This window comes from Streptomyces sp. AK010, from assembly GCF_014207295.1.
GTDB lineage: Bacteria > Actinomycetota > Actinomycetes > Streptomycetales > Streptomycetaceae > Streptomyces > Streptomyces massasporeus.
Map to the genome: position 1 here is coordinate 118,198 of NZ_JACHCX010000008.1, position 21,789 is coordinate 139,986.

A 21,789-nucleotide genomic window follows, 5' to 3' on the forward strand; every position below is an offset into this window, starting at 1 on the left:
GGTCACTTTCGTCTACCCCATTCCTGATGTTTTGCTCGCCGCAGGGCGTCCGCCTGTCTACCAGCGATACCAGCGGCCCCTACGGCCACCACTGTCGGCGCTGCGCAACACGAAGCCCAGCAGCCACAGCACCAGCACGATCACCGCGATCCACCACAGGGCCTTCAGCGCGAAACCCGCACCGAACAGGACCAGGGCCAGCAGCAGGACGAGAAGCAGGGGAACCATAGTTATCAACCTCCGATCATCCTGTTTCCCTGCACATCGACGAACACACAGTCGAATTTCCGTGTTTCTTCACATGACTCACGGGAACTTGGATCGTTTTCGGCCGGGCGGGGAGAGCAAGGGCCGAACGGGGTCCCGCTGTCCGTAGGGAGTTTGTGCACCTGATGGAGAACGGGCTCGCGGAGGAGGACTGGCGCGGCTGGGGGTCGACTCCGGCATCGTCGGACCGCCAGGCTCCTTCTCAGTCCGTCCCCACGACGATCACCTCGTCGGCGGACGTCCAGAGGCGGCGCTCGGACTTGGGCGGGTTGACCCGCACGCCGTACCCCGGGCCCGTCGAGGCGTCGTCGTGGCCGCGGTAGCCGATGGCACACTCGCCGCGCTCGCGTGCCGCGGCCACGACGGTGGCGAAGGCCGTCTCGCACCCGGGCAGCACGTAGTCGCCGGCCGGCCGCAGGCGGATGCCGGTGCCGTCGGCGGAGAACAGCTCCCCGAAGACCGCCGCGAGGTGCCGGTTCTGGGAGATCTGTGCCATGAGCAGGCCGATCAGCTTGCCGCTGATGATCACGTCGGCTCCAGGCCCGAGGGGTGCCAGGGCCCGGTTGCGGTCGTCCACCAGCTCGGTGACGACGGGGAGTTCACGCCCGGAGGCTTCCTCGAGCTGTCGTAGCAACAGCAGGGTGACGAGCGTACGGTTGTCGGGGTCGTCCGGGGCCTGCCCGGGCGCGGGGTCCTCCCCCACGACGATCACGCTGTCGTAGGAGTGCACGTCCAGACGCCTCAGGGTCTCGGGGCGGGTGACGTCCCCCCGGTGGAGGGTGAGGGTCAGGCCGGTGCCGTGGGGCGCGCCCGACTCGCGCACCTGGCGGACCGTCGCCTCGCCGCCGTCCGCCACCACGTCGACGACCGACCCGGGCCGGGCACGGCGGCGCAGCTGGTCGACCATGAGCGGCGCCCGGCGGTTCCAGCCGAGCAGCAGGACCCGCTCCGGCCGAGCGGGCGTCGCGGCACCGGAGGCCATCGCCGTCTTCTCGACCCACTGCCCGCACTCCCCCGCCCAGGCCGTGTCGTCGTCACGGGAGATGACGATGAGCAGATCGTCGCCGCCGAGGGTCGTCTGCGGCGGCGGGTTGAGCAGCGGGGTGTCGCCGCGCACCAGCCCGACGACGCTGGATGTCGGATAGGACAGCAGCGCGTCGCCGAACGGGCGGCCCCTCAGGGACTCTTCACCGACCAGGTAGAACTCGTCGCCGGCGAAGTCGAGGAGCTCCTGGTGGACGAGGGAGAGCCCGGGGCGGCGGGCGGCCTGGACGATCAGCCGGGCCGTGACGGTGTCGCTCTCCAGGACGACACCAGCCGGGCCCGCGGCGAGGCCGGCGGCCAGCCGGTAGCGGTCGTCCCGTACGGCGGCGACGACGGGCGGACGGTTCTCCACTTTGGCCAGTGCAGCCCGCAGCGCCAGCAGCGTCTTGACGACCTCGGCATCGGCATCGGGCTCGTCGCGAGGCAGGACCAGTACGACACCGGCCGTCTCCGGACTGGTCAGGGTGAGCACGGCCGGGTCGGTGGTGGGGCCGCTGCGGCAGATCAGCCGCGTCCGGCCGACCTGTCCCAGCTTCGTGCCGAGTGCCTCCTCCATCGCGGTCTTGTCGCGGTCGGCCAGCACCACCACCGCTGCGCGCCGCTGGTTGGCGTTGGCGGCCACCAGCTCGCCGACGACCGTGAACACCTGCTCCGACCAGCCCAGGACCACGGCGTGCCCTTGTTCGAGCACGGTCGACCGGCCGCGCCGCAACGCGGTGAGCCGCTCCGTGAGCGCCGTCGTGATCAGACCGACCAGCGTCGAGACGTACAGCAGCGCGACCAGGGCGAGCAGCACCGACATCGTCACGCGCAGCGGCGTGCCGGTCGCCCCGCCCAGCCGCAGGGTCTCCCCCGTGAGGCGCCACACCTGCGCCAGCCGGTCCGGCAGGGACTCCGGCGCGTGCGGGTCGGTCCACACCACCAGCGCACTGGCCGGGACGACGACGGCCAGACACAGCAGCGCCATCCAGCCGACCAGGGCGGAGGCACCGCGGGCCAGCGTGCTGTCGAACCAGTAACGGACCCGGTCACCCCACGCGGTGTGCCGCTGCGCCACCTTTCCCCCCTCGGTCGCCCCGGGCTCTCGTGCGGCCGGCCGCGACGCGCGGCGCGGCATGCCGGGCGAAACGGCCTCAGAGCGCGGTTGTGGATACGCAGTCGCAGTGTGGAGGCTCGTTCGCGGCGGCGGAGGCGGTTCGCCGCGCGTTCATTCCTTCGGGTCGGGCGGGCACACCGAGGGTGGCGGATCCACCGTGACGTGAGGGTTTTGCCCCTGATTCGCTCCTTAGAGGCAACGTCCTGGCGAACGGCGGCACCCCGTCACGACCACCGTTACAAAGGTCGCCATGACTGATGATCACGCAGCGGTGCGCTCCGACTCTGGTTTCTCCCGGCGGGAGTTCGCCGCCGTGGCCGGCACGGCGACGGTGGCCACGGCCCTGGCCGGCGGTACCGCCACGGCTCTGCCCGCGTCGGCCGCGCCGCTCGCCCCGGTCGCTCCCGGCGGCGGTCGCGGCGCCGATCCCGACCGGTGCCTGGCCGTCGCCCGTGCCCTGCTGGTCCTGGACTCCGACGACCGCCCCCTCGTCCCGCGCTACCTGCGCGTCCTGAAGGACGGACTGCCGACGCGACGAACCAGCCCGAAGGACGTCCTGGTCATCGGCGCCGGCCCGTCCGGGCTGGTGGCCGCCTGGCTGCTGAAGGAGGCGGGGCACCGGGTGACGGTCCTGGAGGCCAACGGCAACCGGGCGGGCGGCCGCATCAAGACCTTCCGCAAGGGCGGCCACGAGGGCGCCGGGCAGCCCTTCGCCGATCCCGGCCAGTACGCCGAGGCGGGCGCGATGCGCATCCCCGGCAGTCACCCGCTGGTGATGGAGCTCATCGACCGGTTCGACCTGAAGAAGCGGCGCTTCCACTACGTCGACGTCGACGAGGAGGGACGTCCCGCGGCCCGCACCTGGATCCACGTCAACGGAATCCGCGAGCGGCGCTCCGACTACGCCCGCTCCCCCCGGCGCGTGAACCGGTCCTTCGGCGTCCCGAAGGCCCACTGGGACACGCCCGCCGCAGCGATCCTGCGTGCCGCGCTGGACCCCGTGCGCGACGAGTTCAGCCACGTCGGCCGGGACGGCAAGCGGGTCGACAAACCGTTGCCGGAGCGGCTGCGGGGCTGGGCGCGGGTGGTGAAGCGGTTCGGCGACTGGTCGATGTTCCGCTTCCTCACCGAGCACGCCGGTCTCGACGAGCGGACCGTCGACCTGATCGGCACGCTGGAGAACCTCACCTCACGCCTCCCGCTGTCCTTCATCCACAGCTTCATCGGCTCCTCCCTCATCAGCCCCGACACTCCCTTCTACGAGCTGGAGGGCGGTACGGCCGTGCTGCCGGACGCCCTGCTCGAACGCGTGCGCAAGGAGGTGCGGTTCGACCGCCGGGTGACGCGCATCCAGTACCACCACCCCGACCGGCCGTCCCCGGACGGATCCCACGTGCGGGGCAAGGGCCCGCACGTGTGGGTGGACACCGTCTCCGAGGGCCGCGACGGCCCGGTCGTCCGCGAGCAGTTCACCGCCGACGTCGCCGTGGTCACGGTACCGTTCTCCGGGCTGCGCCATGTGCAGATCGACCCGCCGCTGTCCTACCGCAAACGCCGGGCGGTCTGCGAGCTGCACTACGACAGCGCGACCAAGGTGCTGCTCGAGTTCAGCCGCCGCTGGTGGGAGTTCGACGAGGACGACTGGAAGCGCGAGCTGAACGCCGTCGACCCTGGCCTGTACGACGCCTACCGCACCGGCAAGACCCCCGCGGACGGCAGCCTCCTCGGCGCGCACCCCTCGGTGCCCGGCGGGCACATCACACAGGCTCAACGCACCCACTACGCCGCGAACCGCGCGATCGGCCGCGACCAGCCGGAGGCGGCCGGTGTCGTGGGCGGCGGCTCGGTGTCGGACAACGCCAACCGCTTCATGTTCAACCCGTCCCACCCGGTCCCGGGCAGCGCGGGGGGCGTGGTCCTGGCGTCCTACAGCTGGGCCGACGACGCGCTGCGCTGGGACTCCCTGGACGACGAGGCGAGGTATCCGCACGCGCTGTGCGGTCTCCAGCAGGTCTACGGCCGGCGCATCGAGGTGTTCTACACCGGCGCGGGTCGTACCCAGAGCTGGCTGCGCGACCCCTACGCCTACGGGGAGGCGTCCGTGCTGCTGCCCGGCCAGCACACCGAGCTGTTGCCCGTCATCCCCGAGCGCGAGGGGCCGTTGCACTTCGCCGGGGACCACACGTCCGTCAAACCGGCATGGATCGAGGGGGCCCTTGAGTCGGCCGTGCGGGCCGCCCTGGAGGTCCACGCGGATCGGTGACCGTTGTTCACGGGGGCCCCGGCGCGCTTGCGCCGGGGCCCCCGTGCGTTCAGCTCACGCCCGTCGTCGCTTCCGGTGACCGCAAAGACCAAAACCTCCATTGGTTCCGCAAGGCAGACAGTGCGGCGATGCCCGGGCACGATGTGGCCCGCGTCACCCTCCCCCACAGGGCCCTTCCCTACCCGCATCGACGTACCGACAGGTGGTGGCACTCGTGCGCCTGCGCACCCCCCTCGCCCTGTTCGGGGCCGCCGTGCTCGTGCTCGTCGGACCACCGCTGCTGACCGCCGGCAGCGGCTCCGAGACCGGCACACAGATCCCGGGCCTGCGCTTCATGGTTCCCAACACCCCCGGCGGCGGCTACGACATCACGGCCCGCACGGCCGCGAAGAACGCCGAGGACGCCGGACTCACCCACAACATCGAGGTGTTCAACCTGCCCGGCGCCGGCGGCACGGTGGGACTGAGCCGGCTGGTGAGCGAGCACGGCAACGGCAAGCTCGCCATGTCCATGGGCCTCGGGGTCGTGGGTGCCGTCCGCTCCAACGACGCGCCGAAGACGCTCGGGGACACCACGCCGATCGCCCGGCTCACCGAGGAGCAGGACGTGGTGGTCGTGGCGAAGGACTCGCCGTACAAGACGATCGACGACCTGATCGGCGCCTGGAAGGAGAACCCGGGCAAGCTTCCCGTGGGCGGCGGCTCGTCGCCCGGCGGGCCCGACCACCTCGCGCCGATGCTGATGGCCAGGGCCGCCGGGATCCCCCCGAAGCAGGTCAACTACATCCCCTTCGACGGCGGCGGCGAACTGCTCGCCTCGATCCTCGGCAACAAGGTCGCCTTCGGTGTCTCCGGGGTCGGCGAGTACCAGGACCAGATCAAGGCGGGCGAGCTGCGCCTCCTCGCGGTCACCGGCCCCGAGCGCGTCGACGGCCTGGACGCGCCCACGCTGAAGGAGGCGGGCTTCGACGTGAACTTCACCAACTGGCGCGGCATCGTCGCCCCGCCCGGTCTGAACGACGGGGAGCGCGACAAGCTCGTGAAGCTGGTCGAGGAGCTCCACGACTCGGACGAATGGCGCACGTCCCTGATGCAGAACGGCTGGGACGACGCCTTCCTCACCGGCGAGAAGTTCGGCGCGTTCCTCGACGCCGAGGACAACCGCGTGGTTTCGGTGCTGAAGGAGCTGGGACTGTGACGACACAGACCGACATACCCCCCGCCGAAACCGGCGGCGAGCGGCGCTCCTGGCTGCGGGAGCACTCGGAACTCGGCGTGTGCGCACTGCTGCTGGCACTCGGCGCCCTCGTCCTGACCGACGCGCTCACCATGGACGTCGACATCGCCCAGCGCGGCCCGGTCGGCCCGAAGACCGTGCCGATCGTGGTCGGCGCCGGGCTGCTGGTCATCGCCGCCCTGCTCGCCCTGGACGTGCTGCGGGGCGGCCGGGGCCAGGCCGAAAGCGGTGAGGACGTCGACCTGTCCGAGCCCGCCGACTGGCGCAGCGTACTGCTGCTCGCCGGGGTGTTCCTCGGCACTGCCGTCCTCATCGAGCCGCTCGGCTTCCCCGTCGCGGGCGGGCTGCTGTTCTGGGGCGCGGCGTTCGCGCTGGGCAGCCGCAGGATCGACCGCGATCCGCTCATCGCGGCAGGGCTGTCCCTGGTCACCTACACCGTCTTCAACAACCTGCTCGGAGTGCCCCTGCCCGGTGGTCCGCTGATGGGAGTGCTGTGACATGGACGCCTTCAACTCCCTGCTGGACGGCTTCGGTACGGCCCTCACGCCGATCAATCTCCTGTGGGCCGTGATCGGTGTGCTGCTCGGCACGGCGATCGGCGTACTGCCGGGCATCGGCCCGGCGATGGCGGTCGCCCTGCTTCTGCCGGTGACGTACGGGCTCGACCCGATCGGCGCGTTCATCATGTTCGCCGGCATCTACTACGGCGCGATGTTCGGCGGCTCGACCACCTCCATCCTGCTCAACACCCCGGGTGAGAGCGCGGCGGTGGTGGCGGCCATGGAGGGCAACCCCATGGCCAAGTCCGGGCGCGGCGCCCAGGCCCTGGCGGCGGCCGCCGTCGGGCACTTCACGGGCGGCCTGATCGGCACGCTGCTGCTGGTGGCGCTCGCGCCGACGGTCGCGAAACTGGCCGTGGACATCGGCGCGCCGGACTACTTCGCCATCATGCTGCTGGCGTTCATCGCGGTGACCTCGGTGCTGGGTTCGTCCCGCATCCGGGGCCTCGCCTCCCTGCTGATCGGCCTCACCCTGGGGCTGGTGGGCCTGGACCAGATGACCGGCCAGCAGCGCCTGACGTTCGGCTCGCTCCAACTCGCCGACGGCATCGACGTGGTGATCGTGGCGGTCGGGCTCTTCGCGATCGGTGAGGCCCTGTGGGTGGCGGCCCATCTGCGGCGCAGGCCGCCGGAGCCGATCCCGGTGGGCCGTCCGTGGCTGGGGCGCGACGACGTGAACCGGACCTGGAAGTCGTGGCTGCGCGGCCCGTTCATCGGTTTCCCGTTCGGCGCGATCCCGGCCGGCGGCGCGGAGATACCCACCTTCCTGACGTACGTGACGGAGAAGCGGCTGTCGAAGCACAAGGACGAGTGGGGCAAGGGCGCCATCGAGGGCGTGGCGGGCCCGGAGTCGGCGGCGTCGGCCTCGGCGGCGGGCACGCTGGTGTCGATGCTGACCCTGGGCCTGCCGACCACGGCGGTCGCGGCCGTGATGCTGGCCGCCTTCCAGCAGTACGGCATCCAGCCCGGCCCGCTGCTCTTCGAGCGTGAGCCGGACCTGGTGTGGGGCCTGATCGCCTCGCTCTTCGTGGGCATGGTGCTGCTGCTCGCGCTGAACCTGCCGCTGGCTCCGGTGTGGGCGAAGCTGCTGCGCATCCCGCGGCCGTACCTCTACGCCGGGATCATGTTCTTCGCGGCGGTCGGCGCGTACGCGGTCGGCGGCGAGGTGATCGACCTGGTGATCCTGCTGATCATCGGTCTGATCGGCCTCGGCATGCGCCGCTACGGGCTGCCCGTGCTGCCCGCCGTCATCGGGGTGATCCTCGGGCCGAACGCCGAGCAGCAGTTGCGGCGCGCCCTGCAGATCAGCGACGGCGGCGTGACGGGGCTGGTCAACACGCCGTTCTCGGTGACCGTGTACGCGGTGATCGTGGCGCTGCTGGTGTGGCCGCTGCTGAGGAAGGCGGTGACGCGGAGCCGCGCCGAGGCGGCCTGACCCGGTCATCGCGGCACCCGTTCCCGGGTGCCGTCCGGGAAGCGGATCTCCACCTCCCCGGACACGGCGACCCGTACGCGCGTTCCTGAACCTCGCGCGTGCGGGTCGCCGTTCGCCGTCGGGTCGCCGGTCACGTCCGGGTCGGCGCTCAGCCCGACGAGGGTCGCCAGGGGGTGGGTGCCGCGCGGGTGCCGTCCCCCGGAGTCAGCCCGCGGAGTCGCCGAAGACCTCCGCGGTGTGCTCGCCGAGCGCCGGTGGCGGCAGCCGGTGGTGCGCCGGCGACGCGCTCAGCGTGATGGGGCACGCCACCTGCCGGGCCTCCGTCCCGCCGTCCGTTCCGGGCACCGTGACGATGCCGGGCAGTCCGAGCCGCTCGGCGAAGGCGAACGCCTCGTCGAGGGTGTTCACGGGGCCGGCGGGGACCCCGGCCGCCGACAGCACGCCGGTCCAGTGGTCGGCACCCGCCGTGCGCAGCCGTTCGGCCAGCGCCCGGCGCAACTCGGCGCGGTGGGCCACCCGTTCGGGGTTCGTGCGGAACCGCGGGTCACCGGCGAGGTCCGGGCCGCCGAGCGCCCCGGCCAGAGCCGCGAACTGTCCGTCGTTGCCCACCGCGAGAGCCAGCGGCCGGTCGGCGGTGGGGAAGGTCTCGTAGGGGGCGATGCTCGGGTGCGCGTTGCCCATCCGCCCGGGCACAACGCCCGCGACGGCGTACGCGGAGGCCTGGTTGACCATCGCCGACAGCAGCGAACTCAGCAGGTTCACCTCCACGCGCTGCCCCTCGCCCGTTGCGTCCCGGTGCCGCAGGGCCGCCATGATCCCGAGCGTCGCGTGCAGTCCGGTGATCACGTCGACCAGGGCCACTCCGGCCTTGGCCGGTTCGCCCTCGGGCTCCCCGGTGACGCTCATCAGTCCGCCGACCGCCTGGACGAGGAGGTCGTAGCCGGGGATCGCGGCCCCCGCGCCCGTCCCGAAGCCGCTGATCGAGCAGTAGATCAGGCCGGGGTGGCGGGCCTTCAGGTCGTCGTGGCCGAGGCCGAACCGCTCCATCGTGCCGGGCCGGAAGTTCTCCACCAGCACGTCCGACTCGGCGACGAGGGCCCGGGCCCGCTCCCGGTCGGCCTCGTCCGACAGGTCCAGGGCGACCGAGCGCTTGTTGCGGTTGACGCCGAGGAAGTAGGTGGAGGTGCCGTGCCCGTCGGCCGGCGGGCGCCACTGCCGGGTCTCGTCCCCCGCTCCCGGGCGCTCGACCTTCACCACGTCGGCGCCGAGATCGGCGAGGAGCATGGTCGCGTACGGCCCGGCCAGGACCCGCGAGAAGTCCGCGATCCGCAGCCCGTTCAGGGCGCCCCGCTCCAGGTCCACGTCTGCCTCCGGGTGATCGTCGCTGATCGTTCTCGGCCGCCTGACCTCACCCTCTCATCACCACACCCCTTGACGCGTCAATGACAACGATGGCTTGATGTGATGGGAGCGCTCCCACCTCACCCAGGGAAGGGACCACCATGCGCAGAACCCCCCACTCGTCCCCGCACTTACGGGTCATGTCCGTTCTCGGCCTCCTGGCCGCCCTGCTCCTCCCCCTCGGCATGACGTTCGCACCCCGCGCGACGGCCGCCCCCGCCGCCGACCCCGTCCGGGTCATGCCGCTCGGCGACTCGATCACCGGCTCGCCGGGCTGCTGGCGGGCGGTGCTGTGGAACCGGCTGGTCGACAGCGGATACACGGACATCGACTTCGTCGGCACCCTTCCCCCGCAGGGCTGCGGACAGGCGCACGACGGGGACAACGAGGGTCACGGCGGCGAGCTGGTCACCACCGTGGCGGACCAGAACCTGCTGCCCGGCAGGCTGGCCTCCACCCGTCCGGACATCGTTGTCATGCACTTCGGCACGAACGACCTCTGGAGCAGCATCTCCCCCGACCGCATCCTCGCCGCCTACACCACACTCGTGGCGCAGATGAGGGCCTCGAATCCGGACATGCGCATCCTCGTGGCACAGCTGATCCCCATGAACCCGAGCAGTTGCGCGGCCTGTGCGCAGCGGGTCGTCGACTTCAACGCGCGGATCCCCGGCTGGGCCCGGGCGACCGGTACCGACCGCTCCCCCGTCACCGTGGTCGACCAGTGGACCGGTTTCAGCACGGCCACCGACACCTACGACGGCGTGCACCCCGACGCCTCCGGCGACGACAAGATCGCCGCCCGCTGGTTCCCGCCCCTGGCGGCGGCCCTCGACGCCGTCCCGCCGGACCCCGGCGGTCCGGGTGACCCGGGCGGGGACCCCGTCGCGTGCACCGCGCGCTTCCGGACCGTCTCCACCTGGCAGGGCGGCTACCAGGGCGAGGTGACGGTGACGAACACGTCGGCCTCCGCGGTCCCGGGCTGGACGGCGACCGTCGTACCGGCGAACGGCGCACGTCTCACCCAGGTCTGGAACGGCGCCCTCACCACGGCCGCCGACGGTACGGCCACCGTCACGAACGCGGCGTGGAACGGCACGCTCGCCGCCGGCGCGAGCGCCACGTTCGGCTTCGTCGCCTCCGCCCCGGCAACGGCCGGCACCCCGGCGGCGACCGTCACCTGCGCGGGCAGCGCACCGGCCGGATGACGAGGGTGCCGGGGCGGCGACGTCCCGGCACCGGGCCCGTCCGCACCGGGCCCCGACCGCAGGACCCCGTTCAGCACGACAGCGCGACCGGCAACGTGCCCCACCCGACCCCCACTTCTGGAGCCGTCATGAGACTCCGCGCCACACCCACCGCCGCGCGCCCGGCCACCGCGGCCGCCGCCCTGCTCGCTCTCCTGCTGTCCTTCCTCGTCCTCACCCCGCCGGCCGAGGCCGCACCCACCGGCTTCCGGGTGCAGAACGGCCGGCTGCTGGAGGCCGACGGGAACGACTTCGTGATGCGGGGCGTCAACCACGCCCACACCTGGTATCCGGACCGGATCAGCTCCTTCGCCCACATCAAGGCCAAGGGCGCCAACACCGTCCGCGTGGTCCTCGCCAACGGTGACCGCTGGACCCGCAACGACACCGCCGACGTGGCGAACGTCGTCGCGCAGTGCAAACAGAACCGGCTCATCTGCGTCCTCGAAGTCCACGACACCACCGGGTACGGCGAGCAGAGCGGGGCGACCACTCTCTCCCGCGCGGCCGACTACTGGATCAGCGTGAAGAGCGCCCTGGCCGGCCAGGAGGACTACGTCATCGTCAACATCGGCAACGAGCCGTACGGCAACACCAACTACACGGCGTGGACGGCCGACACCAAGGCGGCCGTCCAGAAGCTGCGGAACGCCGGGTTCGATCACACGCTCATGGTCGACGCCCCCAACTGGGGTCAGGACTGGGCGTTCACCATGCGCGACAACGCCGCCTCGGTCTTCGCCGCCGACGCGGACGCCAACACCGTCTTCTCGATCCACATGTACGGCGTCTTCGACACCGCGGCCGAGATCACCGGCTACCTGAACCGGTTCGTCACCGCCAAGCTGCCCATCGTCGTCGGAGAGTTCGGCCACGACCACTCGGACGGCAACCCCGACGAGGACACCATCCTGGCCGTGTCCCAGCAGCTCCGCCTCGGCTACCTCGGCTGGTCGTGGAGCGGCAACGGCGGCGGGGTCGAGTATCTGGACATGGTCACGAACTTCGACCCGAACCAGCTCACGTCCTGGGGGCAGCGCCTCTTCCACGGCGCGAACGGCATCGCCGCCACCGCCGAGGAGGCCGCGGTCTACTCCGGCACCGGGGGCGGCGACACGACTCCCCCGACCGCCCCCGGCACGCCGACCGCCTCCGGGGTGACCTCGTCGTCCGCCACCCTGACCTGGGCCGCCGCCTCCGACGCGACCGGCGTCACCGGCTACGACATCGTGCGGGTCAGCGGCGGCACCGAGTCGGTCGTCACCAGCAGCACGCGGACCACCGCCACCCTCACCGGCCTGTCCCCCGCGACCTCCCACACCTTCGCCGTCTACGCCCGTGACGCCGCCGGCAACCGCTCGCCCCGCTCGGGCACGGTGACCGTCACGACCTCGTCCGGCGGCTCGTCGGCGGCCTGCGGCGTCGGCTACCGGGTGACGGGCAGCTGGTCCGGCGGCTTCCAGGGCGAGATCGTGCTGCGCAACACCGGCACGTCGGCGATCAACGGCTGGACGCTGCGCTGGACCTTCCCGGACAGCCAGCGCATCACCAACCTGTGGGGCGGTACGGCGACGCAGAGCGGCTCTCAGGTGAGCGTCGCGGCGGCGTCGTACACGGCGACGATCCCGGCGTCGGGCTCGGTCACCCTCGGCTTCACGGCCTCCCGGTCGACCGCGAACCCCAGCCCGACCGCCTTCACCCTGAACGGCGCGGACTGTTCCGTGAGCTGACCGGGCCCCGTGCGCGGACTGGCGCGGTGTTCGCCGGCGCGCCGGCCGTGGCCGACTGGGCGGTGCCGTGGATGAGCGGCGCCTGGTTCTACCACCGGGACAGCGCCGCGGAGCTCGAGGCGCCCTCCTGGTACGGGCCCGTCATGACGCTGGTGACCTTCGGCTGCTCGATGGTCCTGGTCGCCTGCTTCTCGCCTGGGTGCCCGATCGCCGCACCTGGTTCACCGTGCTGGGCGCGGGCACGCTCTACGGCTACCTGCTGCACGGGCTTCGTCGCGCAGGGCTCCAAGTTCTGGGGCTGGTACGAACCGGCGTGGGTGCACCGGCCCCTGGGCGAGATCGTCGTGACGGTCGCCGCCGCGGTGCTCGTGACTGTCCTGTGCACCCCGCCCGTGCGGCGGGTGTTCCGCTGGGTGATGGAGCCCGACATGGCCTGGGCGTTCCGCCGGGACGTGCGCGATCAGGCACGGGAGCGCAACGCCGTACGCGCGTGAGCGGACCGTCTCACGGCTCCTGACCGAGCCGGATCAGCGGCGACTCCCCCACCTCGTTCGGCTCAGGACACGTGTCCGAGGCCGGACACCACGAAGGCCGCCGCTCGGGCCCAGGCATGGGCACGGCCGTCGCCGCGGGGACGGCGGGACTCGCGGTCGGGGTCGTCGGCGGCATGGTCGCGGGCGAAGTCGTCGACGAGGTCGGGGACTTCTTCGAGGGCGACGAGGAGGAAGAGGAGAGCTGAGGCCGGGCCCCGGCGGCTTCCGGAGTGGGACTTCCCGTCGTCTGCCGGGTGCCGCGTCGCTATGGCTTGTCGCGCAGTTCCCCGCGCCCCTGAAGGCGCGCCCCGCAGGGAAGAGGAGGGCTGAGGCAGGGCTCCGGCGGCTCCCGGGTGGGGGCTCCCGTTGCCTGCCGGGTGCCGCGTCGCTATGGCTTGTCGCGCAGTTCCCCGCGCCCCTGAAGGCGCGCCCCGCAGGGAAGAGGAGGGCTGAGGCAGGGCTCCGGCGGCTCCCGGGTGGGGGCTCCCGTTGCCTGCCGGGTGCCGCGTCGCTATGGCTTGTCGCGCAGTTCCCCGCGCCCCTGAAGGCGCGCCCCGCCTGCAGCACCGCGGGCAGGCCGAGCCCACCGCTCGCACACGCCGGTCAGAGGGGTGTCGCCGCGTGGAGGATGAGGACCATCGTCACGGCCGCGTTCGCGGAGGACATCGCCGAGACGGCGGTTCCCGCCGCCGCGCCCCACGCGGCCAGGCCGACCGCCGTGAACACCGGCGGCCAGTCGTGCACGGCGGGGGCCGGGCCCAGCAGCGCCGCAACCCGGCGTGGCACCGGGCCGGGAGCGGCGAGTCCCGCGAGCGTGGGCAGCGGGGTGCCCCGCGAGACGAGCGCGGCCGTGCCGATCGCCCTCGCCACCGTGCGGCGACTGCCGATCGTCCGGGCCGCCTCCTCGTCCGCCCACCGCTCCGCCGTGTACGCCACGGCGGTGCGCAGCGGCCTGAGGAACGGGTTGGCCCGGGCCGCCAGTTGCACAGCCAGCAGGAACCGGTCGTGGCGTGCGTCGAGGTGCGCCCGCTCGTGGGCGAACAGGGCCCGCCGCTCGGCCGGCCCGAGCCGGTCCAGCAGGGCCGTGGTCACCACGACCCGGCCGCGCCCAGCACCGCGACCGGCCAGGCCCCTGCCCCGGCGCCCCCCGGGCGGCAGCGCGTACGCGTAGGGCACGGCGTCGGGCAGCACCGCCACCTCCGTCCCCCGCAGCCCGGCCAGCGCCAGGTGCGCCCGGCGGCGTACCCGCCGATGCCGGCGCATCGTCCGGGCGCAGGCGGCCACGACCGCGCACAACGCGGGAATCGCGGCCTTTCCCACGATCTCGTCGTAGGGCACCGCCGCCCGCACCTCGGGGTCGGACCAGCCGTCCGGCAGCGGGTTGCCGGGGAGTTGGGCGGTGCCGACCACCATCACCAGCGCCAGGCAGACCGTGCTGCACAGCGCCAGCACGACGGCCAGCACCGTCAGCAGCCGGGTCGCGGTCCGCGGATGCAGATGTTGTTCGGCGAGGCGTGCGACCGGCCAGGCCGTGAGCGGAAGGATCAGTGGCAGAAAGACGAAGACCCCCATGAGGCGTCAGTCTTCCCCTTCGCCCTGGGCCTGATCCAGCAGGTCGCGCAGCAACCGCTCCTCGTCGGGGCCGAGGCCCGTGACGAAGCTGGCCAGCACGGCACCGCGGTCGCTCTCGGCGTCCAGCACCTTGCGCATCTTCCGGGCGGCCAGGCCCGCCTGGTCCGAGTCCGGTGTCCAGGCGAAGGACCGGCCGACCCGCTCCCGGGAGACCGCACCCTTGCCCAGCAGCCGGGTCAGGATCGTGATCACCGTCGTGTACGCGAGGCCACCGCCGAGGCGCTCCTGCACCCAGCCGGCCGTGGCCGGGCCGTCCGCCTCCCGCAGCGCCGACAGCACCAGCGCCTCCAGCTCACCCTGCCCCCGCCGGGGACGCTGCCCGGGATCCGTCACCGCCCTGCCTCGCTTTCGCCGCCCTGCGTTGCCCTTGCGGACATCGTATAGATCCGTCGGCCCGATCCCGCCTACTTCTACATTGCTGTAAATTCAGAGAGGCATCCACACTGTCATCCACATCGCGTGCGCCAAGCGCTCACGAGGAGTACCTGGTGGGAGTTTCTGGGGCCGCATCCCGGGACGGCGATCACACCGTGCTCCCCGCCCGATACGCTCACGCCGTGCCCGGCCCGGGCGAGAGAGGACAGGACACCATGTTCGGACTGAGCGAGCTCGCGATCATTCTCATCGTCGTCATAGCCGTCATCGGGATGAAGAAGCTCCCCGAGCTGACCCGCTCGGCCGGCAAGGCGACCCGCATCCTCAAGGCCGAGGCCCGCGCGGCGAAGGACGAGGAGGCCGGGACGGCCCCCGCGCCGCGGGTGGTCCAGGGCGAGGTCGTCCCGCCGGGTACCGGCACCACCCCGCCCGGCGCCCGGCCGGCGGGCGCCCCGGACCACCCCTGACCGTCCCCGTGACTACAGCGTGCGCTCCAGGCGGTCCGCCACGAGCCTGACGAAGCGTGCCGGGTCCTTGGGCTGGCCGCCCTCGGCGAGCACCGCCAGGGTGTGCAGCAGTTCGGCGGACTCGGCGAGCTCCGTACGGTCCTCGCTCGCCTGGTACGCCTGGTGCAGGCCCTTCACCAGCGCGTGGCCGGGGTTGAGCTCCAGGATCCGCTTGGTGCGCGGCACTTCCTGGCCCATCGCCCGGTACATGTTCTCCAGGGCCGGGGTCAGGTCGTGCGCGTCCGAGACGACGCAGGCCGGGGAGACCGTGAGCCGCGTGGAGAGGCGGACCTCCTTGATGTCCTCCTCGAGCCGCTCCCGCATCCAGCCGAGCAGCCCGGCGTACTCCTCGGCCTGCTTCTCCCGCTCCTCGCCGGCCTTCTCCTCGTCCTCGGTGCCGAGATCGATCTCGCCCTTGGCGACGGACCGCAGCTTCTTGCCCTCGTACGTGCCGACGGCGTCGACCCAGACCTCGTCGACGGCGTCGGTGAGCAGCAGGACCTCGATGCCCTTGGCCCGGAACGCCTCCATGTGCGGGGAGTTCTCGATGCTCTGCCGGGACTCGCCGGTGATGAACCAGATGTCGTCCTGGCCGTCCTTCATCCGCTCCACGTACTGCGCGAGCGTGGTCGGCTCGTCGGCGGAGTGCGTGGTCGCGAACGAGGAGACGGCGAGGATGGCGTCGCGGTTCTCGGAGTCGGTGACCAGGCCCTCCTTCAGGGCCGTGCCGAACTCGCGCCAGAACGTGGAGTAGCGGTCGGCGTCCTTGGTCTTGATCTCCTTGACCGTGGAGAGCACCTTCTTGGTCAGCCGGCGCTGCATCATCCGGATGTGCCGGTCCTGCTGGAGGATCTCGCGGGAGACGTTGAGCGAGAGGTCCTGGGCGTCGACGACGCCCTTGACGAAGCGGAGGTAGGGCGGCAGCAGCGCCTCGCAGTCGTCCATGATGAACACGCGCTTCACGTACAGCTGGACGCCGCGCCTGAAGTCCCGCGTGAACAGGTCGTGCGGGGCGTGCGAGGGGACGAAGAGCAGGGCCTGGTACTCGAAGGTGCCCTCGGCCTGGAGCCGGATCGTCTCCAGGGGCTCGCGCCAGTCGTGGCTGATGTGCTTGTACAGCTCGTGGTACTCGTCGTCGGACACCTCGTCGCGTGAGCGCGCCCACAGGGCCTTCATGGAGTTCAGCGTCTCGGGCCCGGGCGCGTCCTGCCCGTCGCGGGCCTCCGGGACCATCCGGATCGGCCAGGTGATGAAGTCCGAGTAGCGCTTGACGATCTCCCGGAGCGTCCACTCGGAGGTGTAGTCGTGCAGCTGGTTCTCAGGGTCGGCGGGCTTGAGGTGGAGCGTCACGGACGTGCCCTGCGGCGCGTCGTCGACTCTCTCCAGCGTGTACGTCGCCTCGCCGCGCGACGTCCAGCGGGTCCCCTGGCCCTCGCCGGCGCGCCGGGTCACCAGCGTCACCTCGTCCGCCGCCATGAAGCCGGAGTAGAAGCCGACCCCGAACCGGCCGATGAGCCCCTCGGCCCCGGCCGCGTCCTTGGCCTCCTTCAGCTCCTCCAGGAACGCGGCCGTCCCCGAGTTGGCGATGGTGCCGATGAGCTTGCCGACCTCGTCGTACGACATGCCGATGCCGTTGTCCCGCACGGTCAGGGTGCGGGCCTCCTTGTCGACGTCGAGCTCGATGTGCAGGTCCGACACGTCGGCGTCGAGGGAGTCGTCCCGCAGCTTCTCCAGACGCAGCTTGTCGAGCGCGTCGGAGGCGTTGGAGACGAGCTCCCTCAGGAAGACATCCTTGTTCGAGTAGACCGAGTGGATCATCAGCTGGAGCAGCTGACGTGCCTCTACCTGGAACTCAAACGTTTCGGTCGTCATGGTTCGCGAATCCCTCACAGGTCCCACAGTCGCCTGAACTGGTGGCTGTCACTGTAAAACACCAAGTCAGGCCGGGGCCCCGGAAGTCAGACGAGATGGGCGAAGACGACCAGGTTCTCGGTGTAGTCCCGGGCCTGACGGTCGTAGGAGCCGGAGCAGGTGATGAGCCGGACCTGGGCCGTGGGCGTGTCGCCGTACACGCGGTCGTTGGGGAAGGCGTCCTTCTTGAACGACTCCGTCGCGTCGACGGCGAACGTCGCCTTTCTGCCGTCGGCCCGCGCCACCTGGAACCGGTCGCCCTTCTTCAGCGCGTTGAGTCCGGCGAACACGGCCGGGGCGGTCGCGGTGTCCACGTGCCCGGCGATGATCGCGGTGCCGGCCTCCCCGGGCGTGTGGCCCTTGGCGTACCAGCCGACCAGATTGGTGTCGTCCGCCGGCGGCGGCTCCAGCTGCCCGGAATCGTTGATGGCGAGGGCGGTGAAGGGCGCGTCGACCGAGATCTTGGGGATGAGCAGACGCACCGGCCGGGACCGCGGCAGATGGGGGCCGGACGCGACGGGCCGGCGGGGCGCCGCGGAAGAGGGCGGCGTGTCGGGGAGGTCGGGGACGGTCGAGGCGGCGGCCACGGCGGGTGGCGCGTGCGGCGGGCCGGCGGCGTCCGGCGACTCACCGCGGCCGCCGACCAGGCTCACGGTCAGGACGAGGGCGGCCACCACCCAGAGCACCGTCACGACGCGGCGGAACCGTCGCTTCGCCGGGGTGAGGCCGGGGTCGGGAAGTGGGGAGGGACTGGCTGCCATCAGGGACCACCTCATTCAGGCACGGCAACGGGCACGGCACACGGGAGGACCAGGGGGCTGGTGGCGGGCCTCCGCGGTGTCGCGGAGGTCCGCCACCAGCCCCCTAAGGGGTCCTTTCACTATGAGCGTCCGATCAGGGCGCGTGGTCTGGTGCCGTGCGTCGCAAGGCGCCGGGAAGCCCTCGTAGCGGAGCTACCAGGGCTTTTCGGCAACGCGGCGAGGTGCGGTGCCAGGCCGCGCGACCCGGACGGGCATAGTGAAAGGACCCCTAAGTCGCGTCCGCGAAGCCCCGTCGTTCGCCCGAGCGAGTGGGGCTACCCCCTGCTCGAGCGCAGTCGAGAGCTTGGGGCGCGCGCCAGGCGTCGCGGGGCAGGCGGGACGTTGCGGACACGGCCCAGGCCGGGCCGCCGCGACGCGAGGAGCACGTGCGGCGGCCACGGCTGCTATGTCAGGCACCGCTCACGCGGCGCCCTGCGAGGCCCGCTGGCGACGCAGCACGAACAGGCCGGTGCCGGCCACCGCCAGCACCGCCAGACCGCCGGCGGTCACGCCCGGAGAGGAGGCCAGGCCGCCGCCACCGGTGTGCATGCCGCCGCGCGGCTTCTCGTGCTTGCCCTCCCAGGAGCCCTTGTCGTGCTTGCCGCCGGAGCCGCGCTCTTCCTTGCCGCCCCTGTCTTCCTCGCCGTCCTTGTACGTGTCGGGGTCGTACTTGGAGCCCTCCCAGTCGTCCGAGTTCACGGAAGCCAGCGCCCCACCGCCGGTGTGCATCCCGCCGTGCGGCTTGTCGTGCTTGTCGTGCTTGTCGTGCTTGCCCTCCCAGTCGTCCGAGTTCACGAAGGCCAGCGCCCCACCGCCGGTGTGCATCCCGCCGTGCGGCTTGTCGTGCTTGTCGTGCTTGTCGTGCTTGCCCTCCCAGTCGTCCGAGTTCACGAAGGCCAGCGCCCCACCGCCGGTGTGCATCCCGCCGTGCGGCTTGTCGTGCTTGTCGTGCTTGCCCTCCCAGCTCTTTTCCTGCCCGTCGTCCTTGCCGTGCTCCTTGCCCTCTTCGTCGCCCTTGTCCTTCTCGGAGGAGTCCCAGTCGTCGGCGGTCACCGCGGACAGCGCTCCGCCGCCCGTGTGCATGCCGCCGTGGGGCTTGTGGTGCGTGCCGTCCTTGTGGTGCTCCTTGCTGTAGGAAGTGGTGTCGTGGTCCGCGTCACCCATCGCGTCGGCGTAGGCGGCGGGTGCGGCGATCGCGAGGGCGGCCGTGGCCGTCGCCGTCGCGAGCATCATGCGGGCAGAGCGCATCGGTGAGTCCTTTCGTCGCGAGCCGGGCAGCTGACGCCTCGCCAGCTCACGAGACCCGGCCTCGACGTGAACCACCGTCAGTCGAGCCGGGCCGTCCCACCATCCGGGGCGTGCACACGGGTTAAGACGACACCCTGACGGCGGCACACCACCGCTGTCCGACCGTCTCCCGAGGGTCCCGAAAAGCCGCCCGCGTCAGCGCCGTCCGAACCCCCGGTGCGTCATGCGGGCCGGGTCCGGATCGGCCAGCTGCGCCGCCATGCCGACGAGGACGAGCCCGCCCGCGATGAGCAGCCCCTGTGCCATGACGATGCCGGTGCCGAGCACGACGCCGCCGAGTGCCAACCCCCACCATGCGCCGGTCCGCCGGTACTCGCGGGGCCGGGCCGGACGGCCGGTTCTCATGGCCTGGGTGAAACGGGGATCCTCCCGCTCGAGTCGTGCTTCGAGATCGGCCAGACGCCGGTCTTCGGACTGGGGCACGGCTTCTCCTTCCCGGAACCCGAGCGCTTCGAGGCAGGGCACGGCCGGGGCCCTGACACGTCCTGGGGTGTCGGGCCCTGTGCGGTGCGGAGGGAGACAGACCTCCGATGCGGCGGTACGCCCGGCCGCGGCTGTCTCACCAGGGCTTCAGCTTCTCCCCCCTCCAGCGGCTTCCACCATCGGGCCCCACCCTCATCCTTCCCGGTGGCCGCCCCCCATGAACGCCGGTCCGAAAGGCGTGTGTCCGGCCCGAGGATGGGTGCTGTCACGGATGGCGGCCCGGGCCCGGCGACGTCCCCGCCGGGTGGGGACGGTCTCGAGGAGGCGGTACGCGGTGCCCTTGTTCTGGCGGATCTTCCTGCTGAACACCCTCGTGCTCAACGCGGCCACGGCGCTGCTGCTGAGCCCGGTGACCGTGTCCACGCCGGTTCCGCTCACCGAGGCCGCGCGGTGCTGACGGTGGGCCTCGCCGCGATGCTCGTCGCGAACGCGCTGCTGCTGCGGGTCGGTCTCGCCCCGCTCCATCGCCTGACGCGGGCCATGACGACGATCGACCTGCTGCGTCCGGGGCAGCGTCCGGCCGTCGGCGGGCAGGGGGAGGTCGCCGAGCTGATCACGACCTTCAGCACCATGGTCGACCGACTGGAGGAGGAGCGGTCCGCCAGCGGCGCCCGGGTGCTGTCCGCCCAGGAGACCGAGCGGCGCCGTGTTGCGCAGGAGTTGCATGACGAGGTCGGCCAGACCCTCACCGCCGTCCTGCTCGAACTCGAGCGCGTGGCCGGGCAGGCGCCGCCCGGGCTGCGGGAGGAGGTGCGCCATGTGCAGCAGACGACCCGGGCCGGTCTGGACGAGGTCCGGCGGATCGCCCGCCGGCTGCGCCCCGGGGTGCTGGACGGACTCGGCCTGGCCAGTGCGCTCAAGTCGCTCGCCACCGACTTCGGCGGGCCGTGTCTGTCCGTACGCCACCGGCTCGACGCGGATCTGCCGCCGCTCGGCCGGGAGGCCGCACTCGTCCTCTACGGGGTCGCGCAGGAGGGGCTGACCAACGTGGCCCGGCACGCGCGGGCGCGGCACGCCGAGATCGTGCTGCGGCGTACCGGCACGGGGGTGGAGCCGTGTGTCCGCGGCGACGGGCACGGGACCGGCGGCGCGGCGGAGGGGGCCGGCATCCGGGGTGTGTGTGAGCGTGCGCTGCTCGTCGGTGCCGGTCTCTCCCCGGTCCCCGGCCCGGGCGGAGGCACCGAGGCCCGTCTCAGCGTCCCCGTCCCCACGCCCGTACACGATCCCGGCCGGAGCGGCCGATCATGACCGACTCCCCCACCCGCATCCTGCTCGCCGACGACCACGCCCTGGTGCGGCGCGGCGTCCGGCTCGTCCTGGACGCCGAGCCCGGCCTCACCGTGGTCGCCGAGGCGGACGACGGCGCCGAGGCCGTCGCACGGGCCCGGGAGCACCGGCCCGACCTGGCCGTCCTCGGCATCGCCCTGCCGCGTCTGACGGGGCTCCAGGCCGCCCGTGAGACGTCCCGGACCTGCCCGGAGACCCGGATCCTCATCCTGACCATGTACGACACCGAGCAGTACTTCTTCCAGGCGCTCGGCGCCGGGGCCTCGGGCTACGTCCTCAAGTCGGTCGCGGACCGCGACCTGGTCGAGGCGTGCCGGGCCACGATGCGGGGCAAGCCGTTCCTGCATCCCGGTGCCGTCGACGCGCTGATCCGCGACCACCTCGACCGGGTCCGGGAGGGCGGCACGGGGTCCTCCCGGCCCCTCACCGACCGCGAGGAGGAGATTCTCAAGCTGGTCCCCGAGGGCCGCGCCTCGCAGCAGATCGCGGACCTGCTGGTCACCAGCCCCAAGACGGTGGAGCGGCACCGCGCGAACGGGCTCGAGAAGCTCGCCTGAAGGACCGTCTGGAACTGACCCGCTACGCCATCCGCGTCGGGCTGATCGAACCCTGAGCGCGCCGGGGGACGGCCGCCGCCCGCTACCGTTCGGCCGGTGGCGCCACCATCGGTGACG

At 72.2% G+C, this 21,789-nt stretch carries 17 protein-coding genes and 3 pseudogenes; 11 read left to right on the forward strand and 9 right to left on the reverse strand.

Going from position 1 to position 21,789, the window contains the following annotated elements:
* Nucleotides 1-57 precede the first annotated feature (57 nt).
* Nucleotides 58-228: a DUF5670 family protein gene (locus HDC93_RS17605; RefSeq protein WP_031139394.1), complete on the reverse strand. Its 171-nt coding sequence runs from the start codon at nucleotides 226-228 to the stop codon at nucleotides 58-60.
* A 241-nt stretch (nucleotides 229-469) separates the two neighbouring features.
* Nucleotides 470-2,368, reverse strand: coding sequence for a CASTOR/POLLUX-related putative ion channel (locus HDC93_RS17610; RefSeq protein ID WP_311774569.1), 1,899 nt, complete (start codon nucleotides 2,366-2,368; stop codon nucleotides 470-472).
* 289 nt (nucleotides 2,369-2,657) lie between these two features.
* Here HDC93_RS17610 and HDC93_RS17615 point away from each other — a divergent pair, with 289 nt between their 5' ends.
* The 4 genes from HDC93_RS17615 (at nucleotide 2,658) to HDC93_RS17630 (ending at nucleotide 7,902) form a co-directional block, all read left to right on the forward strand.
* The gene (locus tag HDC93_RS17615; protein ID WP_185011859.1) at nucleotides 2,658-4,670 is read left to right on the forward strand and encodes an NAD(P)/FAD-dependent oxidoreductase; all 2,013 of its coding nucleotides are present in this window, start codon (nucleotides 2,658-2,660) and stop codon (nucleotides 4,668-4,670) included.
* A 214-nt stretch (nucleotides 4,671-4,884) separates the two neighbouring features.
* Nucleotides 4,885-5,868 (forward strand): tripartite tricarboxylate transporter substrate binding protein, encoded by a 984-nt coding sequence (locus tag HDC93_RS17620; RefSeq protein WP_185011997.1) that lies wholly within the window; start codon nucleotides 4,885-4,887, stop codon nucleotides 5,866-5,868.
* On the forward strand, nucleotides 5,865-6,404 hold the full coding sequence (locus HDC93_RS17625) for a tripartite tricarboxylate transporter TctB family protein (protein WP_185011860.1): 540 nt from the start codon (nucleotides 5,865-5,867) through the stop codon (nucleotides 6,402-6,404). The genes HDC93_RS17620 and HDC93_RS17625 overlap by 4 nt, the downstream gene beginning before the upstream one ends.
* 1 nt (nucleotide 6,405) lies before the next feature.
* The gene (locus HDC93_RS17630) at nucleotides 6,406-7,902 is read left to right on the forward strand and encodes a tripartite tricarboxylate transporter permease (protein WP_185011861.1); all 1,497 of its coding nucleotides are present in this window, start codon (nucleotides 6,406-6,408) and stop codon (nucleotides 7,900-7,902) included.
* Nucleotides 7,903-8,106: 204 nt separating this feature from the next.
* On the opposite strand, the gene HDC93_RS17635 is transcribed toward HDC93_RS17630, so the two are convergent.
* Nucleotides 8,107-9,258: a CaiB/BaiF CoA-transferase family protein gene (locus tag HDC93_RS17635; RefSeq protein WP_185011998.1), complete on the reverse strand. Its 1,152-nt coding sequence runs from the start codon at nucleotides 9,256-9,258 to the stop codon at nucleotides 8,107-8,109.
* A gap of 146 nt (nucleotides 9,259-9,404) precedes the next feature.
* On the opposite strand from HDC93_RS17635, the gene HDC93_RS17640 reads away from it, so the two are divergent.
* The 4 genes and pseudogenes from HDC93_RS17640 to HDC93_RS17655 all read left to right on the forward strand — a co-directional run bounded on the left by HDC93_RS17640 (nucleotide 9,405) and on the right by HDC93_RS17655 (nucleotide 13,019).
* Nucleotides 9,405-10,511, forward strand: a complete 1,107-nt coding sequence (locus HDC93_RS17640) for a GDSL-type esterase/lipase family protein (protein WP_185011862.1) — start codon at nucleotides 9,405-9,407, stop codon at nucleotides 10,509-10,511.
* Nucleotides 10,512-10,639: 128 nt separating this feature from the next.
* Nucleotides 10,640-12,280, forward strand: coding sequence for a cellulase family glycosylhydrolase (locus tag HDC93_RS17645; protein WP_185011863.1), 1,641 nt, complete (start codon nucleotides 10,640-10,642; stop codon nucleotides 12,278-12,280).
* Nucleotides 12,232-12,774, forward strand: a pseudogene (locus HDC93_RS17650) (acyltransferase family protein); the annotation flags it as partial. The gene HDC93_RS17645 and the pseudogene HDC93_RS17650, both read left to right, overlap by 49 nt.
* 71 nt (nucleotides 12,775-12,845) lie before the next feature.
* Complete coding sequence (locus HDC93_RS17655; protein ID WP_311774570.1) at nucleotides 12,846-13,019, forward strand: hypothetical protein; 174 nt, start codon at nucleotides 12,846-12,848, stop codon at nucleotides 13,017-13,019.
* A 397-nt stretch (nucleotides 13,020-13,416) separates the two neighbouring features.
* Here HDC93_RS17655 and HDC93_RS17660 read toward each other — a convergent pair whose 3' ends face one another.
* Entirely contained in the window at nucleotides 13,417-14,385 is a 969-nt protein-coding gene (locus tag HDC93_RS17660) for a M56 family metallopeptidase (protein ID WP_185011864.1), read from the reverse strand.
* A gap of 6 nt (nucleotides 14,386-14,391) precedes the next feature.
* On the reverse strand, nucleotides 14,392-14,778 hold the full coding sequence (locus HDC93_RS17665) for a BlaI/MecI/CopY family transcriptional regulator (RefSeq protein ID WP_185011865.1): 387 nt from the start codon (nucleotides 14,776-14,778) through the stop codon (nucleotides 14,392-14,394).
* Nucleotides 14,779-15,035: 257 nt separating this feature from the next.
* On the opposite strand from HDC93_RS17665, the gene HDC93_RS17670 reads away from it, so the two are divergent.
* Nucleotides 15,036-15,287, forward strand: a complete 252-nt coding sequence (locus HDC93_RS17670) for a twin-arginine translocase TatA/TatE family subunit (protein ID WP_185011866.1) — start codon at nucleotides 15,036-15,038, stop codon at nucleotides 15,285-15,287.
* 12 nt (nucleotides 15,288-15,299) lie between these two features.
* On the opposite strand, the gene htpG is transcribed toward HDC93_RS17670, so the two are convergent.
* The 4 genes from htpG to HDC93_RS17690 all read right to left on the reverse strand — a co-directional run bounded on the left by htpG (nucleotide 15,300) and on the right by HDC93_RS17690 (nucleotide 19,768).
* A complete protein-coding gene (htpG, locus tag HDC93_RS17675) occupies nucleotides 15,300-17,198 on the reverse strand; it encodes a molecular chaperone HtpG (RefSeq protein WP_185011867.1) in 1,899 nt (632 codons plus the stop codon).
* 86 nt (nucleotides 17,199-17,284) lie between these two features.
* Nucleotides 17,285-17,998 (reverse strand): class F sortase, encoded by a 714-nt coding sequence (locus HDC93_RS17680; protein ID WP_185011868.1) that lies wholly within the window; start codon nucleotides 17,996-17,998, stop codon nucleotides 17,285-17,287.
* Nucleotides 17,999-18,457: 459 nt separating this feature from the next.
* On the reverse strand, nucleotides 18,458-19,285 hold the full coding sequence (locus HDC93_RS17685) for a hypothetical protein (protein WP_185011869.1): 828 nt from the start codon (nucleotides 19,283-19,285) through the stop codon (nucleotides 18,458-18,460).
* A gap of 195 nt (nucleotides 19,286-19,480) precedes the next feature.
* On the reverse strand, nucleotides 19,481-19,768 hold the full coding sequence (locus HDC93_RS17690; RefSeq protein WP_185011870.1) for a DUF3040 domain-containing protein: 288 nt from the start codon (nucleotides 19,766-19,768) through the stop codon (nucleotides 19,481-19,483).
* Between the two features lie 334 nt (nucleotides 19,769-20,102).
* On the opposite strand from HDC93_RS17690, the pseudogene HDC93_RS17695 reads away from it, so the two are divergent.
* Together HDC93_RS17695 and HDC93_RS17700 are read left to right on the forward strand one after the other, a co-directional pair.
* A pseudogene (locus HDC93_RS17695) lies at nucleotides 20,103-21,076 on the forward strand (HAMP domain-containing sensor histidine kinase).
* A pseudogene (locus HDC93_RS17700) lies at nucleotides 21,073-21,728 on the forward strand (response regulator). Before HDC93_RS17695 ends, HDC93_RS17700 begins: the two co-directional pseudogenes overlap by 4 nt.
* Nucleotides 21,729-21,789: the final 61 nt, after the last annotated feature.